Annotated in this window: 16 protein-coding genes; 12 read left to right on the forward strand and 4 right to left on the reverse strand. The window is 54.9% G+C overall.

The genetic code is table 11. The features are described from left to right. Positions 1–136: 136 nt before the first annotated feature. Positions 137–583: a GNAT family N-acetyltransferase gene (locus tag I6L74_RS08720; RefSeq protein WP_059180644.1), complete on the reverse strand. Its 447-nt coding sequence runs from the start codon at positions 581–583 to the stop codon at positions 137–139. A gap of 64 nt (positions 584–647) precedes the next feature. Beyond that, positions 648–737 carry a type I toxin-antitoxin system toxin TisB gene (gene tisB / locus I6L74_RS08725; RefSeq protein ID WP_059180643.1) on the reverse strand — a complete coding sequence of 30 codons (90 nt, stop codon included), beginning with the start codon at positions 735–737 and terminating at the stop codon, positions 648–650. 720 nt (positions 738–1,457) lie between these two features. Here tisB and I6L74_RS08730 point away from each other — a divergent pair. From I6L74_RS08730 to I6L74_RS08785, 12 genes are all read left to right on the forward strand, one after another. Continuing rightward, complete coding sequence (locus I6L74_RS08730) at positions 1,458–2,162, forward strand: hypothetical protein (protein ID WP_059180642.1); 705 nt, start codon at positions 1,458–1,460, stop codon at positions 2,160–2,162. 205 nt (positions 2,163–2,367) lie between these two features. Further along, on the forward strand, positions 2,368–2,847 hold the full coding sequence (locus tag I6L74_RS08735; protein ID WP_059180640.1) for an Hcp family type VI secretion system effector: 480 nt from the start codon (positions 2,368–2,370) through the stop codon (positions 2,845–2,847). Positions 2,848–2,954: 107 nt separating this feature from the next. Next, positions 2,955–3,053 carry an ilvB operon leader peptide IvbL gene (gene ivbL, locus I6L74_RS08740; RefSeq protein ID WP_072241986.1) on the forward strand — a complete coding sequence of 33 codons (99 nt, stop codon included), beginning with the start codon at positions 2,955–2,957 and terminating at the stop codon, positions 3,051–3,053. A 229-nt stretch (positions 3,054–3,282) separates the two neighbouring features. Further along, positions 3,283–4,971, forward strand: a complete 1,689-nt coding sequence (gene ilvB, locus I6L74_RS08745; RefSeq protein WP_059180639.1) for an acetolactate synthase large subunit — start codon at positions 3,283–3,285, stop codon at positions 4,969–4,971. Between the two features lie 3 nt (positions 4,972–4,974). Next, positions 4,975–5,262, forward strand: a complete 288-nt coding sequence (ilvN, locus tag I6L74_RS08750) for an acetolactate synthase small subunit (protein WP_059180638.1) — start codon at positions 4,975–4,977, stop codon at positions 5,260–5,262. Positions 5,263–5,460: 198 nt separating this feature from the next. Next, positions 5,461–6,054, forward strand: a complete 594-nt coding sequence (gene uhpA / locus I6L74_RS08755) for a response regulator transcription factor UhpA (protein ID WP_059180637.1) — start codon at positions 5,461–5,463, stop codon at positions 6,052–6,054. Then, complete coding sequence (uhpB, locus tag I6L74_RS08760) at positions 6,051–7,550, forward strand: signal transduction histidine-protein kinase/phosphatase UhpB (RefSeq protein ID WP_059180636.1); 1,500 nt, start codon at positions 6,051–6,053, stop codon at positions 7,548–7,550. The genes uhpA and uhpB overlap by 4 nt, the downstream gene beginning before the upstream one ends. Positions 7,551–7,559: 9 nt before the next feature. Then, entirely contained in the window at positions 7,560–8,888 is a 1,329-nt protein-coding gene (locus tag I6L74_RS08765) for an MFS transporter (protein ID WP_059180635.1), read from the forward strand. 142 nt (positions 8,889–9,030) lie between these two features. Continuing rightward, positions 9,031–10,422 carry a hexose-6-phosphate:phosphate antiporter UhpT gene (uhpT, locus tag I6L74_RS08770; protein ID WP_059180634.1) on the forward strand — a complete coding sequence of 464 codons (1,392 nt, stop codon included), beginning with the start codon at positions 9,031–9,033 and terminating at the stop codon, positions 10,420–10,422. Positions 10,423–10,612: 190 nt separating this feature from the next. Next, on the forward strand, positions 10,613–11,065 hold the full coding sequence (locus I6L74_RS08775; RefSeq protein WP_059180633.1) for a DUF1198 domain-containing protein: 453 nt from the start codon (positions 10,613–10,615) through the stop codon (positions 11,063–11,065). A 171-nt stretch (positions 11,066–11,236) separates the two neighbouring features. Further along, positions 11,237–12,427, forward strand: a complete 1,191-nt coding sequence (gene nepI, locus I6L74_RS08780; RefSeq protein ID WP_059180632.1) for a purine ribonucleoside efflux pump NepI — start codon at positions 11,237–11,239, stop codon at positions 12,425–12,427. A gap of 192 nt (positions 12,428–12,619) precedes the next feature. Then, positions 12,620–13,525 (forward strand): DMT family transporter, encoded by a 906-nt coding sequence (locus I6L74_RS08785; RefSeq protein ID WP_059180631.1) that lies wholly within the window; start codon positions 12,620–12,622, stop codon positions 13,523–13,525. A gap of 92 nt (positions 13,526–13,617) precedes the next feature. On the opposite strand, the gene I6L74_RS08790 is transcribed toward I6L74_RS08785, so the two are convergent. Then, positions 13,618–14,997: a carbohydrate porin gene (locus tag I6L74_RS08790; RefSeq protein WP_059180630.1), complete on the reverse strand. Its 1,380-nt coding sequence runs from the start codon at positions 14,995–14,997 to the stop codon at positions 13,618–13,620. 160 nt (positions 14,998–15,157) lie between these two features. Further along, entirely contained in the window at positions 15,158–15,460 is a 303-nt protein-coding gene (locus I6L74_RS08795; RefSeq protein WP_072241990.1) for a PTS lactose/cellobiose transporter subunit IIA, read from the reverse strand. Positions 15,461–15,462: the final 2 nt, after the last annotated feature.

A 15,462-nucleotide genomic window follows, 5' to 3' on the forward strand; every position in this document is an offset into this window, starting at 1 on the left:
AATTGCGCGTGGAATCTACCACAGCGGCGTGACGAATTAATCATTACAAAGGTGAATGATTGAGCGGGATAAGGCAGGATTTATAAACAATGCTCGGCAACTTATGTTGCCAGCAGGTCAGGGTAAACGGGGGGCGTTATACCGCGCAAAAAAGGCGGTGTGTGATGCGCGGCTCATCGGCGACCAGGCTAAACCCAGCACGATGGTAAAATCCGTACGCGGCCTTTGGTGCATGAGTATTGAGGAAATCAAACCAGATGCTGGCATCGGCCATCACCACCGCAAGCAGCTGTTTGCCGATCCCCAGGCCACGGCACTTTTCGCTGATGTAAAGATGGCGGATGCGCCCGGCCCGAGGCTGCTGGCTAAAGGGATCGCGGTTGATTCCGCACACGCCGACCAGCTTCCCGTTCAGAAATGCACCCAGCAGCTTTTCACCCGGCGCGTTAAAGCGGTTTTCGCCGCGCTGCCAGTTCTCTTCGAGCCTGTGCAGCATAGTGAAATTTAGCGCGAGGCTTTCCGCTTTTAGGGCTATATAGCCCGGTTCATCAGGGGTAATAGGCTCAATTAACAAACGCGACATAGCATTCCCTCGTGATTAAAGAGGGGCGGTTGCCCGCCCCTCTCAGGTGCGACTTGAACCTGAACTACCGCAGGTATTTCAGGACGGCATCAAGCAGTTGCAGTACCGCAACAATGAGTCTGAGGATAAGTATCACCATATCCACGGCGCCCATACGCGTCTCCTTTTAGTCAAAAGGAGCACGGTGCTGACGTACCTCTCCGCCGCCTGTTGCCAGCACCTTTATTGACGTAACACAGTGTGCTCACTTCAGGGGTTAAGGCACTGACGGCACCACCCGTTTCAGCCAGGACTTCGTTGCGCCGGTGTACTGCTTGCGGCCCCCTTACGCACTGCGAACAACATCAGTATAGATAAATACTGTATGCATGAACAGGTATTTGTGGACAAAATTCAACGGGCGATCCATACTCCATTACGTCAAAATCCGTGCCTGAAATTGCGCGTTCGTCGCCGATCGCGTATACTTTGTGCGTTGACGTAACACAGTGTGTTCTGCGGAAACCAACCGCATAACCCTGAAAAAACCTCGCTCCGGCGGGGTTTTTTGTTTTCTGTTCTATCCATAAAAACTGCTGGATTAGCGAGGGTTCTGCTATTTGGCTTCGCTGTGGACTAGTTAGGATCGCTTAAGCAACTCTATTTAAAGGAGAGGTATTAGGCTCATTTTGTAAGATAACACCACTAAATTTATAAACTCATATAACGACTAATAGCCCTCAAGTAATTAAATTGTTCCGCCTATAATAGTAATAAATAAAAGCTAGCCAACTTATTATTTACGTGAATGTTTAGTTTAAATAATTTCACTGGTTTGAATTCCAGAGATTTTCATTGTATATTTCTAGGGCCGAAAATACTGTATGGATACATTATGCAAGCATCTGATTATTTAAAGATGAAGTTCCAGAGTGACAGGCAGTTGGCTATTTATGGACAGCAAGGCATTACAGGGACATGGAAAGCATTAAAGGGGATCGGCTCTGATATTTACTCAGGAATGGAACGTGTAAGCTGGTACTCATCATGCTTAATCCCCAGCAATCACGATGTATGTGATGAGCTTCTTTCAGAAGAAAAGAGGATGTACCTCTCAATTGTGTCTGTTTACCGTTATCGCGATGTAATAGCACACATGCTCTATCTTTATTTTGAAGGTATTATAACGGACTCTGAAAATGGAAATGAACAAAATCGCGTTCGCAAGACGGATACAAAATTAACCGGGCTTGTTAAAAACATACCGACAAGCAAGGCAGCGCGTTTAGCGATAGCATGGGGGCTGGCAATATATCTTTCCGAATCTGGTCTGCTCTCAGAAATTGTCGTCGAGCGGCTTGCACGCCGCGTACCTAACGTTGTCATGGCGCTTCAACTGATTGGCACGGACCAGAAGTGTGCTCTTGCTGCCCGTCGCTTGAAAACGTTGGACCCAAAATATTACGCCACCCTCTATGCCGCACAACTGGAGATGCTTTACTACTTTTTTGAGCCATTCCTGTCTGAACTCATTAAGAAGGTGCAAATGGGATTCTACAGGGATTTCGATGCGATTTATGACGACTTAAAGGACAAGTAGCATGTTTAAGAGTCTGCTATCAATTCTATTTACGGATATTTTATTCCCCGTTTATATTTTTGCATGCGCCTCTTTGTTCCTGTGGTTGTTGCCTGACCACTGGGTGTTACTAACGTTCATTGCTATCGTGGTATTTATTATTGTCCATCCGATAATTTTCGGCCGCTTTGATAAATACGATTGAATTTTATAAAAAGGAGTTTTTATGTCAAATCCGGCTTATTTATTTCTAAATGATGAAAATGGTTCTCCCATGATTGGTCCTTGCCTTGTGTCAGGGCGTGAAGGCGCAATTGAACTCAAATCGTTCACTCATAATGTAAACATCCCGGTAGACGGGAATACCGGGAAATTGACGGGCACGCGCATACACATGCCCGTCATGTTTCAGAAGGAATTTGATCGTGTAACCCCGATTTTATTTCGGGCGCTGAGTACGGGAAGAACGCTCCAGTCAGCCACCATTAAGATGTATCAGATTAATGAGGCGGGTTTAGAACAGGAATATTTTAATATCCTCCTGGAGAATGTGAAAATAACCTCAATCACACCAGACCTGTATCCCGACGCAAACACCGGAACACACCTTGAAACGGTTCTAATACGCTACGAGAAAATCACCTGGAAGCATTGCGACGGCAATGTCATCTATAGTGACTCCTGGAATGAGCGAGCAACGTACTGAAACGTGATCCCTGAAGCATTTTTGACCAGATGAAAATATTTCCATTGTCACGCTCAGGAACCTGTGGTTGTATAAATTCCATCAATGATTCCAAACACAGGTCCTAAATGACAACTTCCATGATGACGTCGACCCTACTAAAAACTGCGCTACCAGCCGCAGTGGTCGTCGTGCGTGTGGTGGTGGTCGTCGGCAATGCGCCGTAGGGACTGGATCAACACACGAATCCAAAACCCCGCCGGCGCAAACCGGGCGGGGTTTTTAGTTTTAAACGCCCCCCGGAAACGCTAAGTCGTTCGGGTTGCAGGAAGGCGGCAAGTGAGCAAATCTTCGGGAGCGTACACAGGTACGTGACCGGCGTGAGTGAACGCAGCCAACACATCTGCAACGTGAACGACGACGCGTAAAGTCGGCTCAGAAGAAAAGGACTGGAGCATGACAAGTTCGGGCAAGACAACAACCAAGACGCGTTTCACTGGCGCGCAATTAATCGTTCATTTACTGGAACGACAGGGCATTTCCATCGTTTCTGGAATCCCTGGCGGTACCGTTCTGCCGCTGTATGACGCGTTAAGCCAAAGCACGCAAATCCGCCATGTACTGGCGCGTCACGAACAGGGCGCAGGTTTTATCGCGCAAGGAATGGCGCGAACCCAGGGCAAGCCGGCAGTCTGCATGGCCTGTAGCGGACCGGGCGCGACCAACCTGGTCACTGCTATCGCCGATGCGCGCCTCGACTCCATCCCGTTGATTTGTATTACAGGTCAGGTCCCTTCTTCGATGATCGGTACCGATGCGTTCCAGGAAGTCGACACCTACGGCATCTCTATCCCCATCACCAAACATAACTATTTAGTTCGCGATATCGCCGAATTACCGCAGGTTATTAGCGATGCGTTTCGTATCGCACAATCCGGCCGCCCAGGCCCGGTGTGGATAGACATTCCTAAGGATGTGCAAACCGCTGAAATCGATATCGACGTTTTCCCGGAGCCGGGCGACCGTGCACCCGCGCCAGAATTTAGCGCCGACAGCGTACGTGACGCGGCAGCGATGATTAACGCCGCCAAACGCCCGGTGTTGTATTTGGGCGGTGGAGCAATCGACGCTTCTGAAGCCGTACGTGAATTTGCTGAAAAAGCCCATCTGCCAACCACCATGACCTTAATGGCGCTCGGGATGTTGCCAAAAGCGCACCCGCTGTCGTTGGGCATGCTGGGGATGCACGGCGCGCGCAGCACTAACTATATTTTGCAAGAGTCTGATTTGCTGATTGTTCTCGGTGCACGTTTTGATGACCGGGCGATTGGTAAAACCGCGCAGTTCTGCCCGAACGCCAAAATTATTCATGTCGATATCGATCGCTCTGAACTCGGTAAAATCAAGCAGCCGCACGTGGCGATTCAAGGCGATGTCGCCGAAGTTCTGGCGCAATTAATTCCGCAAACGCATGCGAATGAACATGCAGAATGGCGCCAGCTGGTGGCCGATCTGCAACGTGAATTCCCGAGCGCGATCCCAACCGAAGGCGATCCGCTGAGCCATTACGGGCTGATCAACGCCGTGGCCGCCTGCGTTGACGACAGCGCTATCATCACCACCGACGTCGGTCAGCACCAGATGTGGACCGCGCAGGCCTATCCGCTGAACCGTCCGCGCCAGTGGCTGACGTCCGGCGGGCTGGGGACGATGGGCTTTGGTTTGCCTGCTGCGGTCGGCGCGGCGCTGGCCAATCCGGATCGCAAAGTGATTTGCTTCTCCGGCGACGGCAGCCTGATGATGAACATTCAGGAAATGGCGACGGCGGCTGAAAATCAGCTGGATGTAAAAATCATTCTGATGAACAACGAGGCGCTGGGTTTAGTGCATCAGCAGCAGAGCCTGTTCTACACGCAGGGGGTGTTTGCTGCGACCTATCCTGGGATGATCAACTTTATGCAGATCGCCGCGGGCTTTGGTCTGCACGCCTGCGATTTGAACGAGGAAGCCGATCCGCACGCGGCGTTGCAGGACGCGATTTCGCGCCCAGGACCGGCGCTGATCCACGTGCGTATCGATCCACAGCAAAAAGTCTATCCGATGGTCCCGCCAGGTGCGGCCAATACTGAAATGGTGGGGGAATAAACCATGCAGAAACAACATGATAACGTCATTCTGGAACTCACCGTCCGCAACCACCCTGGCGTCATGACTCACGTCTGCGGGCTGTTTGCCCGCCGTGCGTTTAACGTCGAAGGCATTCTCTGCTTGCCAATTCAGGGCAGCGAACACAGCCGCATCTGGCTGTTAGTGAATGACGATCAGCGCCTCGAACAGATGATGGCCCAGATCGATAAGCTGGAAGACGTGACCAAAGTGGTGCGCAACCAGTCCGATCCCACGATGTTCAACAAAATTTCAGTGTTCTTTGAATAAGCGGCTCATCGCCGGAATGGTTACGCGCTAATACGCAAAGTCATTCACGTTGCCTCAAGGCGGCAAATGCGCGGATACCCGGGAGCTGGCTCAGGTCAGTGACTGGGGTGAGCAGACGTCGCCATCGCTGAGGCAGCTTGAAGGATGACGCGCATACCGTTATGGTAAGCGCGTTTTTTAACCCGCCAGGACAGCAACATGACCACCATCGCCCTCATCGACGATCACCTTATCGTCCGCTCCGGTTTTGCCCAGCTTCTGAGCCTGGAGCCGGATTTTCAGGTCGTCGCCGAATTCGGTTCGGGCCGCGACGCGCTGGTGGGTCTGCCGGGGCGCGGTGTGCAGGTCTGTATTTGTGATATCTCGATGCCGGACCTTTCCGGACTGGACTTGCTCAGCCAACTGCCAAAAGGTCTGTCGACCATTATGCTCTCGGTGCACGACAGCCCGGCGCTGGTGGAACAGGCGCTTAACGCGGGCGCGCGCGGGTTTCTGTCTAAACGCTGTAGCCCCGATGAACTGATTTCTGCGGTGCGCACCGTTTCGGCGGGCGGCTGCTATCTCACCCCGGAGATCGCCATTAAGCTTGCGGCAGGGCGTCAGGACCCGCTGACGAAACGCGAGCGACAGGTGGCAGAAAAACTGGCGCAGGGAATGGCGGTGAAAGAAATCGCCGTCGAGCTGGGGTTATCACCCAAAACCGTTCACGTCCACCGCGCCAACCTGATGGAGAAACTCGACGTGAGCAATGACGTTGAACTGGCGCGCCGCATGTTTGACGGCTGGCAATGAATCCGTTTTTCTCGCGACTGGTCTCCGGTGTCGCAAGCTTCTTTATCTTCTCTGCCGCCTGGTTTTGCCTGTGGAGCATCAGCCTGCATCTGGTCGAACGGCCCGAACTGGCCGTGTTGCTGTTCCCGTTTGGCCTGCGCCTCGGGCTGATGCTGCAATGCCCGCGCAGTTACTGGCCCGTGTTGCTGGGCGCGGAATGGTTAATGCTGTTCTGGCTCGCACAGGAAGTGGCGCTGGCGCACCTGCCTTTGCTGATTCTCGGCGGCGTGTTGACGCTCCTGCCCGTGGCGCTGATCTCGCGCTATCGCCACCAGCGTGACTGGCGCACGTTGCTCGGTCAGGGCGCGGCGCTGATTGCCGCCGCGCTCCTGCAGTCACTGCCGTGGTTAGGCCAGCAAGACATGCTCAACGCTTTGCTGCTGACGCTCACCGGAGGGTTGACGCTCGCGCCCACTTGCCTCGTGATTTGGCACTATCTCACCAGCACCGTCTGGCAGCCGCTCGGCCCTGCGCTGGTTTCCCAGCCGGTGAACTGGCGCGCCCGGCATCTGATCTGGTATCTGCTGCTGTTTGTGGTCAGCCTCTGGCTACAGCTCGGCCTGCCCGCTGAACTTTCGCGCTTTACGCCGTTTTGTCTGGCGTTGCCGATTATTGCGCTGGCGTGGCACTACGGCTGGCAAGGGGCGCTTATCGCCACGCTGATGAACGCTATCGCCCTGATTGCCAGCCAGACCTGGCACGATCATCCCGTCGATTTATTGCTCTCGCTATTGGCACAAAGCCTGACCGGGCTGCTGCTGGGCGCGGGTATTCAGCGCCTGCGTGAACTCAATCAGTCATTGCAAAACGAGCTGGCACGCAACCGACGTCTGGCAGAACGGCTGGTCGAAACCGAAGAGAGCGTGCGGCAGGAAGTGGCGCGCGAACTGCACGACGATATCGGCCAGACAATTACCGCCATTCGCACCCAGGCAGGGATTGTTCAGCGCCTTGCGCCGGAAAACGGCGGCGTGATCCAGAGCGGGGCGCATATCGAACAGCTTTCGCTCGGGGTGTACGATTCGGTGCGCCGTTTGCTTGGGCGTTTACGTCCGCGCCAGCTCGACGACCTCACGCTTGAACAGGCGGTGCGTTCTCTGATGCGTGAGATGGAGCTGGAAAGTCGCGGTATCGTCAGCCATCTCGAGTGGCACATTGACGAATCAACCCTGAGCGAAGGCCAGCGCGTCACGCTGTTCCGCGTCTGTCAGGAAGGGCTGAATAATATCGTTAAGCACGCCAACGCCCGCGCGGTGACGCTGAAGGGCTGGCAACAGGATGAGCGGCTAATGCTGCTTATCGAAGACGATGGCTGCGGCTTGCCGCCAGGGTCAGGCCAGCAGGGCTTTGGCCTGGCGGGGATGCGCGAGCGCGTGACGGCGCTCGGCGGCACGCTGGCGATTTCATGCACCCACGGCACGCGCGTCAGCGTCAGTTTGCCGCGACGCGTTGCCTAAGGACCGATGATGTTTACCTTCCTAAAAACGCCTGCAAACGCCGCGCCGATGGCCGATAAAGCGGAAATCGACGCGCGCTATCGCTACTGGCGACGCCATATTTTGATGACCATCTGGCTGGGCTACGCGCTGTTCTATTTCACCCGCAAAAGCTTTAACGCCGCCGCGCCGGAAATTCTCGCCAGCGGCGTGATGACGCGCACCGATATCGGCCTGCTGGCAACGCTGTTTTACATCACTTATGGGCTGTCGAAGTTTTTCTCCGGCATCGTCAGCGACCGCTCCAACGCCCGCTATTTTATGGGTCTTGGGCTGATTGCCACCGGCGTGGTGAATATCCTGTTCGGCTTTTCGACGTCGCTGTGGGCGTTTGCGTTGCTGTGGGCGCTGAACGCCTTTTTCCAGGGATGGGGCGCGCCGGTGTGCGCCCGTCTGCTGACCACCTGGTATTCACGCAACGAGCGCGGCGGCTGGTGGGCCATCTGGAATACGGCGCATAACGTCGGCGGGGCGCTGATCCCGATGGTGGTTGGTGCGACAGCGCTGCACTATGGCTGGCGGACCGGGATGATGATTGCGGGCGGGCTGGCGATTCTCGCCGGGCTGTTCCTCTGCTGGCGTCTGCGCGACAGGCCGCAAACCGTCGGTCTGCCGGAGGTGGGCGACTGGCGGCATGACGAAATGGAAATCGCCCAGCAGCAGGAGGGGGCAGGACTCACCCGCAAAGAGATCCTCACCAAATACGTACTGTTGAATCCGTACATTTGGCTGTTATCGCTGTGCTACGTGCTGGTGTACGTGGTGCGTGCGGCGATCAACGATTGGGGCAATTTGTACATGTCCGAGACGCTGGGCGTGGATCTGGTGACGGCCAACTCGGCGGTGACGATGTTTGAGCTGGGCGGTTTTATCGGCGCGCTGGTCGCAGGCTGGGGGTCGGACAAACTGTTCAATGGCAATCGTGGCCCGATGAACCTGATTTTTGCCGCCGGGATCCTGCTCTCCGTGGGGTCGCTATGGCTGATGCCGTTCGCCAGCTATGTGATGCAGGCGGCGTGTTTCTTCACCACCGGTTTCTTCGTGTTCGGCCCGCAAATGCTGATCGGTATGGCGGCTGCAGAGTGTTCTCACAAAGAGGCGGCGGGCGCGGCAACGGGTTTTGTCGGCCTGTTTGCCTATCTGGGCGCGTCGCTTTCTGGCTGGCCGCTGGCGCGGGTGATCGACGTCTGGCACTGGAGCGGTTTCTTTGCGGTCATCGCCATCGCGGCGGGGATTTCTGCCCTCTTGTTGCTGCCCTTTTTGAATGCTCAAGCCCCGCGCGCGGTGAGCGAAGCGTGATGCGCCTCACCTTTTCACCCCAACCGGGGCAAAACTAAGAAATTTTCTCGGTTTCGCCTGGACGCTGTCTCAGGCGAGTCTCTCCGCTGATTTTTACAATGCCAGCCATTCGCAGGACAAAAAATCAGCTCAGGAGATACCCATGCTGGCCTTCCTCAATCAGGTGCGCAAGCCGACCCTGGATCTGCCGCTCGATGTGCGGCGCAAGATGTGGTTTAAGCCGTTCATGCAGTCCTATCTGGTGGTCTTTATCGGCTACCTGACCATGTATCTGATCCGCAAAAACTTCAACATCGCACAGAACGACATGATCACCACTTACGGGCTGAGCATGACGCAGCTGGGGATGATCGGTCTGGGCTTTTCCATCACCTACGGCGTAGGCAAAACGGTGGTGTCCTATTACGCGGACGGCAAAAATACCAAACAGTTCCTGCCGTTTATGCTGATCCTCTCTGCCATTTGTATGCTCGGCTTTAGCGCCAGCATGGGCACCGGCTCGGTCAGCCTGTTTATGATGATCGCCTTCTACGCCCTGAGCGGATTCTTCCAGAGTACCGGCGGGTCGTGCAGCTATTCGACCATCACCAAATGGACGCCGCGCCGCAAGCGTGGGTCTTACCTCGGCATGTGGAATATCTCCCACAACCTCGGCGGGGCGGGTGCAGCAGGCGTGGCGCTGTTCGGCGCAAACGTCCTGTTCGACGGTCACGTCATTGGTATGTTTATCTTCCCGTCGATTATCGCGCTGATTGTGGGCTTTATCGGCCTGCGCTACGGCAGCGACTCCCCGGAATCCTATGGCCTGGGCAAAGCGGAAGAGCTGTTTGACGAAGAGCTAAGCGAAGAAGACAAAGAAGCCGAAGATGAGTCGATGACCAAATGGCAGATCTTCGTGGAGTATGTGCTGAAAAACAAAGTCATCTGGCTGCTGTGTTTCTCCAATATCTTCCTGTACGTGGTACGCATCGGTATCGATCAGTGGTCTACCGTGTATGCCTTCCAGGAGCTAAAACTGTCGAAAGAGGTGGCGATTCAGGGCTTTACCCTGTTTGAAGTGGGTGCGCTGGTTGGCACGCTGCTGTGGGGCTGGCTGTCGGATCTGGCGAACGGTCGCCGCGCGCTGGTAGCGTGTGTTGCGTTGGCACTGATCATCGCCACGCTCGGTGTTTATCAGCACGCCAGCAATCAATATGTGTATCTGGCGTCGTTGTTTGCGCTTGGCTTCCTGGTGTTTGGCCCGCAGCTGTTGATTGGCGTCGCGGCCGTCGGATTTGTGCCGAAAAAAGCGATCGGCGCAGCCGATGGGATTAAAGGCACCTTCGCCTATTTGATCGGCGACAGTTTCGCAAAATTAGGCCTGGGAATGATTGCCGACGGCACCCCGATTTTCGGTCTGACCGGCTGGGCGGGCACCTTCGCCGCGCTGGACGCCGCCGCGATTGCCTGTATCTGCCTGATGGCGATGGTCGCCGTACTGGAAGAGCGCAAAATCCGCCGCGAGAAACGTATCCAGCGCCTGAAAATGGCTTGAGTATGCAGTAATGCGTTGCCCGGCTGACCGCCGGGCTTTTTTATGCCTATTGACCAGAGCGTCGCTCTTCAAGCCTGCCGTTTCTGTTTTCGACACCTTTCCAATTTTTCCAGTTCACTATTATCGTGTCGTCCGCTGTTGACTCCGCGCGTTTCCCGATATCATGAGCGGCTAAAATTAAGGAGAACGCATGGTCTGGATAATGCTGGCCACCCTCGCAGTGGTGTTTATCGTTGGGTTTCGCATCCTGACGTCCGATTCCCGCCGCGCCATCAAACGTTTAACTGAACGTCTGGGTATCACGCCGGTGCCGCTGGAATCGATGATTGACCAGTTTGGTAAAACCGCAGGCAATGAGTTTATCCGCTATCTTGAGCGTCCGGATGAGGCCCATCTGCAAAACGCCGCGCAGGTCTTGCTGATCTGGCAGGTCTGCATCGTTGATGGCAGCGAAGATAATCTGCAAACCTGGCATCGATTGCTGCGCAAAGCGCGTCTGGCCGCGCCAATAACCGACGCACAAATTCGCCTGGCGCTCGGTTTTATGCGCGAAATGGAGCCGGAAGCGCATGAGCTGAACGCTTTCCAGCTGCGCTACAACCAATTGTTCCTGCCGGAAGAGGGCGTGTTCTTTTTGCACTGATTTCATCGGATGCACGCAAGCGCTATCCGTCTTGTCGGGCAGCGTATCGGCATCAAAATGGGCTGATCGCACCGCCTGGCAAAACCACAAAAGTTGTCAAAACGTTAAATTGGTCACACTTTTGATGCTAAACTGTGCGACTTTTCCGCACGTTTATCATCAGGTAACGCCATGACAGAACACACTCCATCAACGCCCACACCGCATACCAAAGAGGTCTCGCGCCCGAACTGGTCGGCGGTTTTTTCCGTGGCGTTTTGCGTCGCCTGCCTGATTACCGTGGAATTTCTGCCGGTTAGCCTGCTCACACCGATGGCGCAGGATCTGGGGATTTCCGAAGGCGTGGCCGGTCAGTCCGTTACCGTCACGGCATTTGTTGCAATGTTCGCTAGCCTGTTTATCACCCAGGTCATCGGGACTGTCGATCGCCGCAAAGTGGTCATTTTGTTCGCAGTGCTGTTAACACTCTCCTGCGTGCTGGTGTCGTTTGCCAATAACTTTACCCTGCTGCTGTTGGGGCGAGCCTGCCTGGGGTTGGGATTAGGCGGATTCTGGGCGATGTCGGCGTCGCTGACGATGCGCCTGGTGCCGGCGCGCAAAGTGCCAAAAGCGCTGTCCGTTATCTTCGGCGCAGTCTCAATCGCGCTGGTGATCGCCGCGCCGCTGGGCAGTTTCCTCGGCGGAATCATTGGCTGGCGCAATGTGTTTAACGGTGCAGCGGTGATGGGCGTGTTGTGTATTTTCTGGGTGTGGAAAGCGCTGCCGTCGCTGCCAGGTGAGCCTGCGCACCACAAAGAGAATATGTTTAGCCTGCTCAAACGCCCTGGCGTACTGGCGGGGATGACCGCCATCTTTATGGCCTTTGCCGGGCAGTTTGCGTTCTTCACCTATATTCGTCCGATTTTCACCACGCTTTCGGGCTTTGACGTCGACGGCCTGACTCTGGTGCTGTTGAGCTTTGGTATCGCCAGTTTTGTCGGTACGTCACTGTCGGCACAGTTCCTGAAACGCTCGCTGAAAGTGGCGCTGGCAGGCGCACCGCTGGTGCTGGCGATAAGCGCCGCCGTGCTGATTTTCTGGGGCAGCGATAAGTGGGTGGCGTCTGCGATTGCGATTATCTGGGGCTTTGCCTTCGCGCTGGTGCCGGTTGGCTGGTCAACGTGGATCACCCGCTCTCTCGCCGATCAGGCAGAAAAAGCCGGATCTATCCAGGTGGCTGTCATTCAGTTGGCGAATACCTGTGGTGCCGCAGTAGGCGGTTACGCGTTGGATAATTTAGGCCTGACGTCGCCGCTGGTGCTGTCCGGCACGCTGATGCTGCTCACCGCGCTGCTGGTGGCAGGAAAAGTAAAGGCGAAGTAGGTTCCCCTAACCCTCTCCAATAGGGAGAGGAAATCATGCACGTTATCTCTCGTGGCGGAGTGAGTGACGCATTTTCTCCCTCTCCCCATGGGGGTACAGACCGGGGTGAGGGCTTCAGACCGCACCGCATCAGGTAAAATCCCATGCTATGCTGTTGACCGAAAAAGAGACCAATACATCGCAGGGGAGAACATGGGTTCCACAAGAAAAGGGATGCTAAACGTCCTGATCGCCGCCGTTTTATGGGGGAGTTCAGGGGTTTGCGCGCAGTACATCATGGAGAAAAGCCAGATCTCCTCGCCGTATTTAACTATGATCCGCCTGCTGTTCACCGGCGTGATTCTGCTGACATTATCCTTCGTCCACGGCGACAAAATTTTCTCGGTCATCAAAAATCGCAAAGACGCCCTTAGCCTGCTGATTTTTTCGCTTTTCGGCGCGCTGGTCGTGCAGCTCACTTTCCTGGTGACGATTGAGAAATCCAACGCCGCCACCGCCACCGTGCTGCAATTTTTATCGCCAACCATTATCGTGGCGTGGTTCGCGCTGGTGCGTAAAAAGCGTCCTGGGATATTTGTCTTCGCGGCGATTATGACGTCGCTTATCGGCACATTCCTGCTGGTCACGCACGGCGATCCGACGTCGCTCACCATTTCTCCGGCCGCGCTTGCGTGGGGTATCGCTTCGGCCTTTGCCGCCGCGTTTTACACCACCTATCCCTCCACGCTGATTGCCCGTTACGGCACGCTGCCGATTGTCGGCTGGAGTATGCTGCTCGCAGGGCTGATGCTTACACCGTTCTACGCCGGGCGCGGAACCACGTTTGTGATCGATGGCAGCCTGCTGCTGGCGTTTTTCTATCTGGTGGTGATCGGCACGGCGCTGACATTCAGCCTGTATCTGAAAGGGGCGCAGATGATCGGCGGACCTAAAGCGAGTATTTTGAGCTGCGCCGAACCGCTCAGCAGCGCGCTGCTTTCCGTAATGCTACTAGGCGTGGCGTTTTCGTTGCCGGACTGGCTGGGGACGTTCTTGATTGTTTCGTCGGTCGTGCTGATTTCGATGGATTCGAGAAGGCGCGGGCGGACATCGGCGTAACCTGATGCCCTCACCCCAGCCCTCTCCCACGGGGAGAGGGGGCGGACACCAAAAACGGCAGCCGTCTGGCTGCCGTTTTGCTTTTGCCTTGCTTAGAACCAGGCTTCCCACATCGCGCCGACGTTGAAATCGTCGAGCGTTTCGTCTTTGGTGCCATTTACGCGCGCGGTACGCTCGTTATCCACCTTGCCGCCGGTCACGTAGAAGCGCAGCATCGGACGGAATTCCGGTCCCATTGCGATAGACATGTTCTGGGAAAGCGTCAGCTTCCAGCCTTTGTTATCGCCGCCGTTGTCATAGTCAACATGCTGCCAGCCTGCTTCCAGCCAGGTAGAGTGAACGTCGTTCCACCAGTGCATTGGACGCACAATCGCGTTGTAGTTTTTGCGGTTGTCGGTGTTGTCGCGGCTATTGTCATAGTCGTGGAAGGCCAGGATGTACTCCACCTGTGTAGCCTGGGTGAATTTATACAACCCTTCGAAGCTAGCGTATACCGTGGTCAAGTCTTCGGTTTTGTTGAACACGCTGTTGTCTGAGTTATCAGAGTAACGGGCGATCACTTTGTTCACGCCGCTGTCGTTGGTGTGGCTCAGCACCACGCCGCCCTGCCAGGCGTTCAGGCGTTCATCGCTTTCGATGGCTTTCGAGTCAAAGCCGTAGTTGGCGTACAGTTCCAGATCCAACGGACCAACTTTCATGCCGTGAATTTTGGAGGTTGCCGCATAGTTGCCTTTATCGCCCGTGCCGGAACCGCCGGTACAGGAAATGCGCGATGGGTTAGAGCCATCGTTTTCAATTTCCGGATTACAGGATTCAACGGCGGCGACCGTTGCGACGTCAAACTGCACGCCGCCGATGTCGAAGTTCTTCACCCCGGCGCCCTGGCCGTCGTGGTTCATCCAGAAGTAATCGTTGATGCCCTGTTGCGGACGCTGGTGGAAATCACGACCGGCCCAGAAATAGGCGTTCGGGTTGGATGCCATAATATTGGTCACGCCAGCGTAGGCTTTTTTGAGGTTAACTTCGTCACCCCAGTGGTCGATCATGACGTTGATGTCCCAGATCGCGCCGTTCTCGCCTTTGAAGGCTTTTGAGAGCTGGAATTCACCGCCGTTGCCTTCGTTACCCAGACGACCAATCGCGGAGCCGCCATTATAGGAACCGTCGACGGCGACGTATTTCTGGTCGGCAGCCTGGAAGTGCGCGCCGTAGCGGGCATAACCGGTAAATTTAACGCCAAAGGGAATCGCCATATCCGGTGATTGCGCCGCGCTTTGCGGCTCCGTCACAACGTCGACTTTTTTGGCGACGGCAGCGTCCATTTTTGCCTGACGATCTGCCAGGGCTTTATCCACCGCTTTGGCCACAATGGCGTCGATTTGCTCTTGTGTGAAATCCTGCGCAAGTACAGAAATTGGGCAAAGCGCGGCGATAACCGCCATTGTTAATGGAAGTTTTTTAATAATTTTCATTGTCATCTCAATATATTTAAATTTTATTCAGACAATAACCGTCCCATTCTGGACTGACATAAATTGTCGCTATCACCAAAATAAGGGGGGTCGATATTTTATAGGTACAGAGGGTCTACAGTATTATCGTAACGATTTCTCCATCACTGATATTTAATTATTAACGCTGATACAGGTGAATAATCTCTTCGGATAATTCACGGGCCAGCAGCGAGTTCATTAAATGATCCTGGGCATGCACCATAATTAAAGTCATCGGCTGACGGGCTTCGCCCGCGTCCTGTTCGATGAGCTTGGTTTGCATATGGTGCGCCTGGCGCGCGTAGCCATCGGCCTCGCGCAGCAGACTCTTCGCTTCGTCAAGATTGCCCTGACGCGCAGCGTGCAGTGCTTCAAAGCACAGGCTGCGCGACTGACCCGCATTGACGATAATTTCCATTACGGCTTCTTCTAATGCGATCATCA

Source organism: Lelliottia amnigena (genome assembly GCF_019047465.1).
GTDB classification, from domain to species: Bacteria; Pseudomonadota; Gammaproteobacteria; order Enterobacterales; family Enterobacteriaceae; genus Enterobacter; species Enterobacter amnigenus.

Coding starts and splice junctions, on each gene's coding strand:
- I6L74_RS08720 (WP_059180644.1), bottom strand. CDS start 583: ATGTCGCGTTTGTTAATTGAGCCTATTACCCCTGATGAACCGGGCTAT.
- tisB (WP_059180643.1), bottom strand. CDS start 737: ATGGGCGCCGTGGATATGGTGATACTTATCCTCAGACTCATTGTTGCG.
- I6L74_RS08730 (WP_059180642.1), top strand. CDS start 1,458: ATGCAAGCATCTGATTATTTAAAGATGAAGTTCCAGAGTGACAGGCAG.
- I6L74_RS08735 (WP_059180640.1), top strand. CDS start 2,368: ATGTCAAATCCGGCTTATTTATTTCTAAATGATGAAAATGGTTCTCCC.
- ivbL (WP_072241986.1), top strand. CDS start 2,955: ATGACAACTTCCATGATGACGTCGACCCTACTAAAAACTGCGCTACCA.
- ilvB (WP_059180639.1), top strand. CDS start 3,283: ATGACAAGTTCGGGCAAGACAACAACCAAGACGCGTTTCACTGGCGCG.
- ilvN (WP_059180638.1), top strand. CDS start 4,975: ATGCAGAAACAACATGATAACGTCATTCTGGAACTCACCGTCCGCAAC.
- uhpA (WP_059180637.1), top strand. CDS start 5,461: ATGACCACCATCGCCCTCATCGACGATCACCTTATCGTCCGCTCCGGT.
- uhpB (WP_059180636.1), top strand. CDS start 6,051: ATGAATCCGTTTTTCTCGCGACTGGTCTCCGGTGTCGCAAGCTTCTTT.
- I6L74_RS08765 (WP_059180635.1), top strand. CDS start 7,560: ATGTTTACCTTCCTAAAAACGCCTGCAAACGCCGCGCCGATGGCCGAT.
- uhpT (WP_059180634.1), top strand. CDS start 9,031: ATGCTGGCCTTCCTCAATCAGGTGCGCAAGCCGACCCTGGATCTGCCG.
- I6L74_RS08775 (WP_059180633.1), top strand. CDS start 10,613: ATGGTCTGGATAATGCTGGCCACCCTCGCAGTGGTGTTTATCGTTGGG.
- nepI (WP_059180632.1), top strand. CDS start 11,237: ATGACAGAACACACTCCATCAACGCCCACACCGCATACCAAAGAGGTC.
- I6L74_RS08785 (WP_059180631.1), top strand. CDS start 12,620: ATGGGTTCCACAAGAAAAGGGATGCTAAACGTCCTGATCGCCGCCGTT.
- I6L74_RS08790 (WP_059180630.1), bottom strand. CDS start 14,997: ATGAAAATTATTAAAAAACTTCCATTAACAATGGCGGTTATCGCCGCG.
- I6L74_RS08795 (WP_072241990.1), bottom strand. CDS start 15,460: ATGATCGCATTAGAAGAAGCCGTAATGGAAATTATCGTCAATGCGGGT.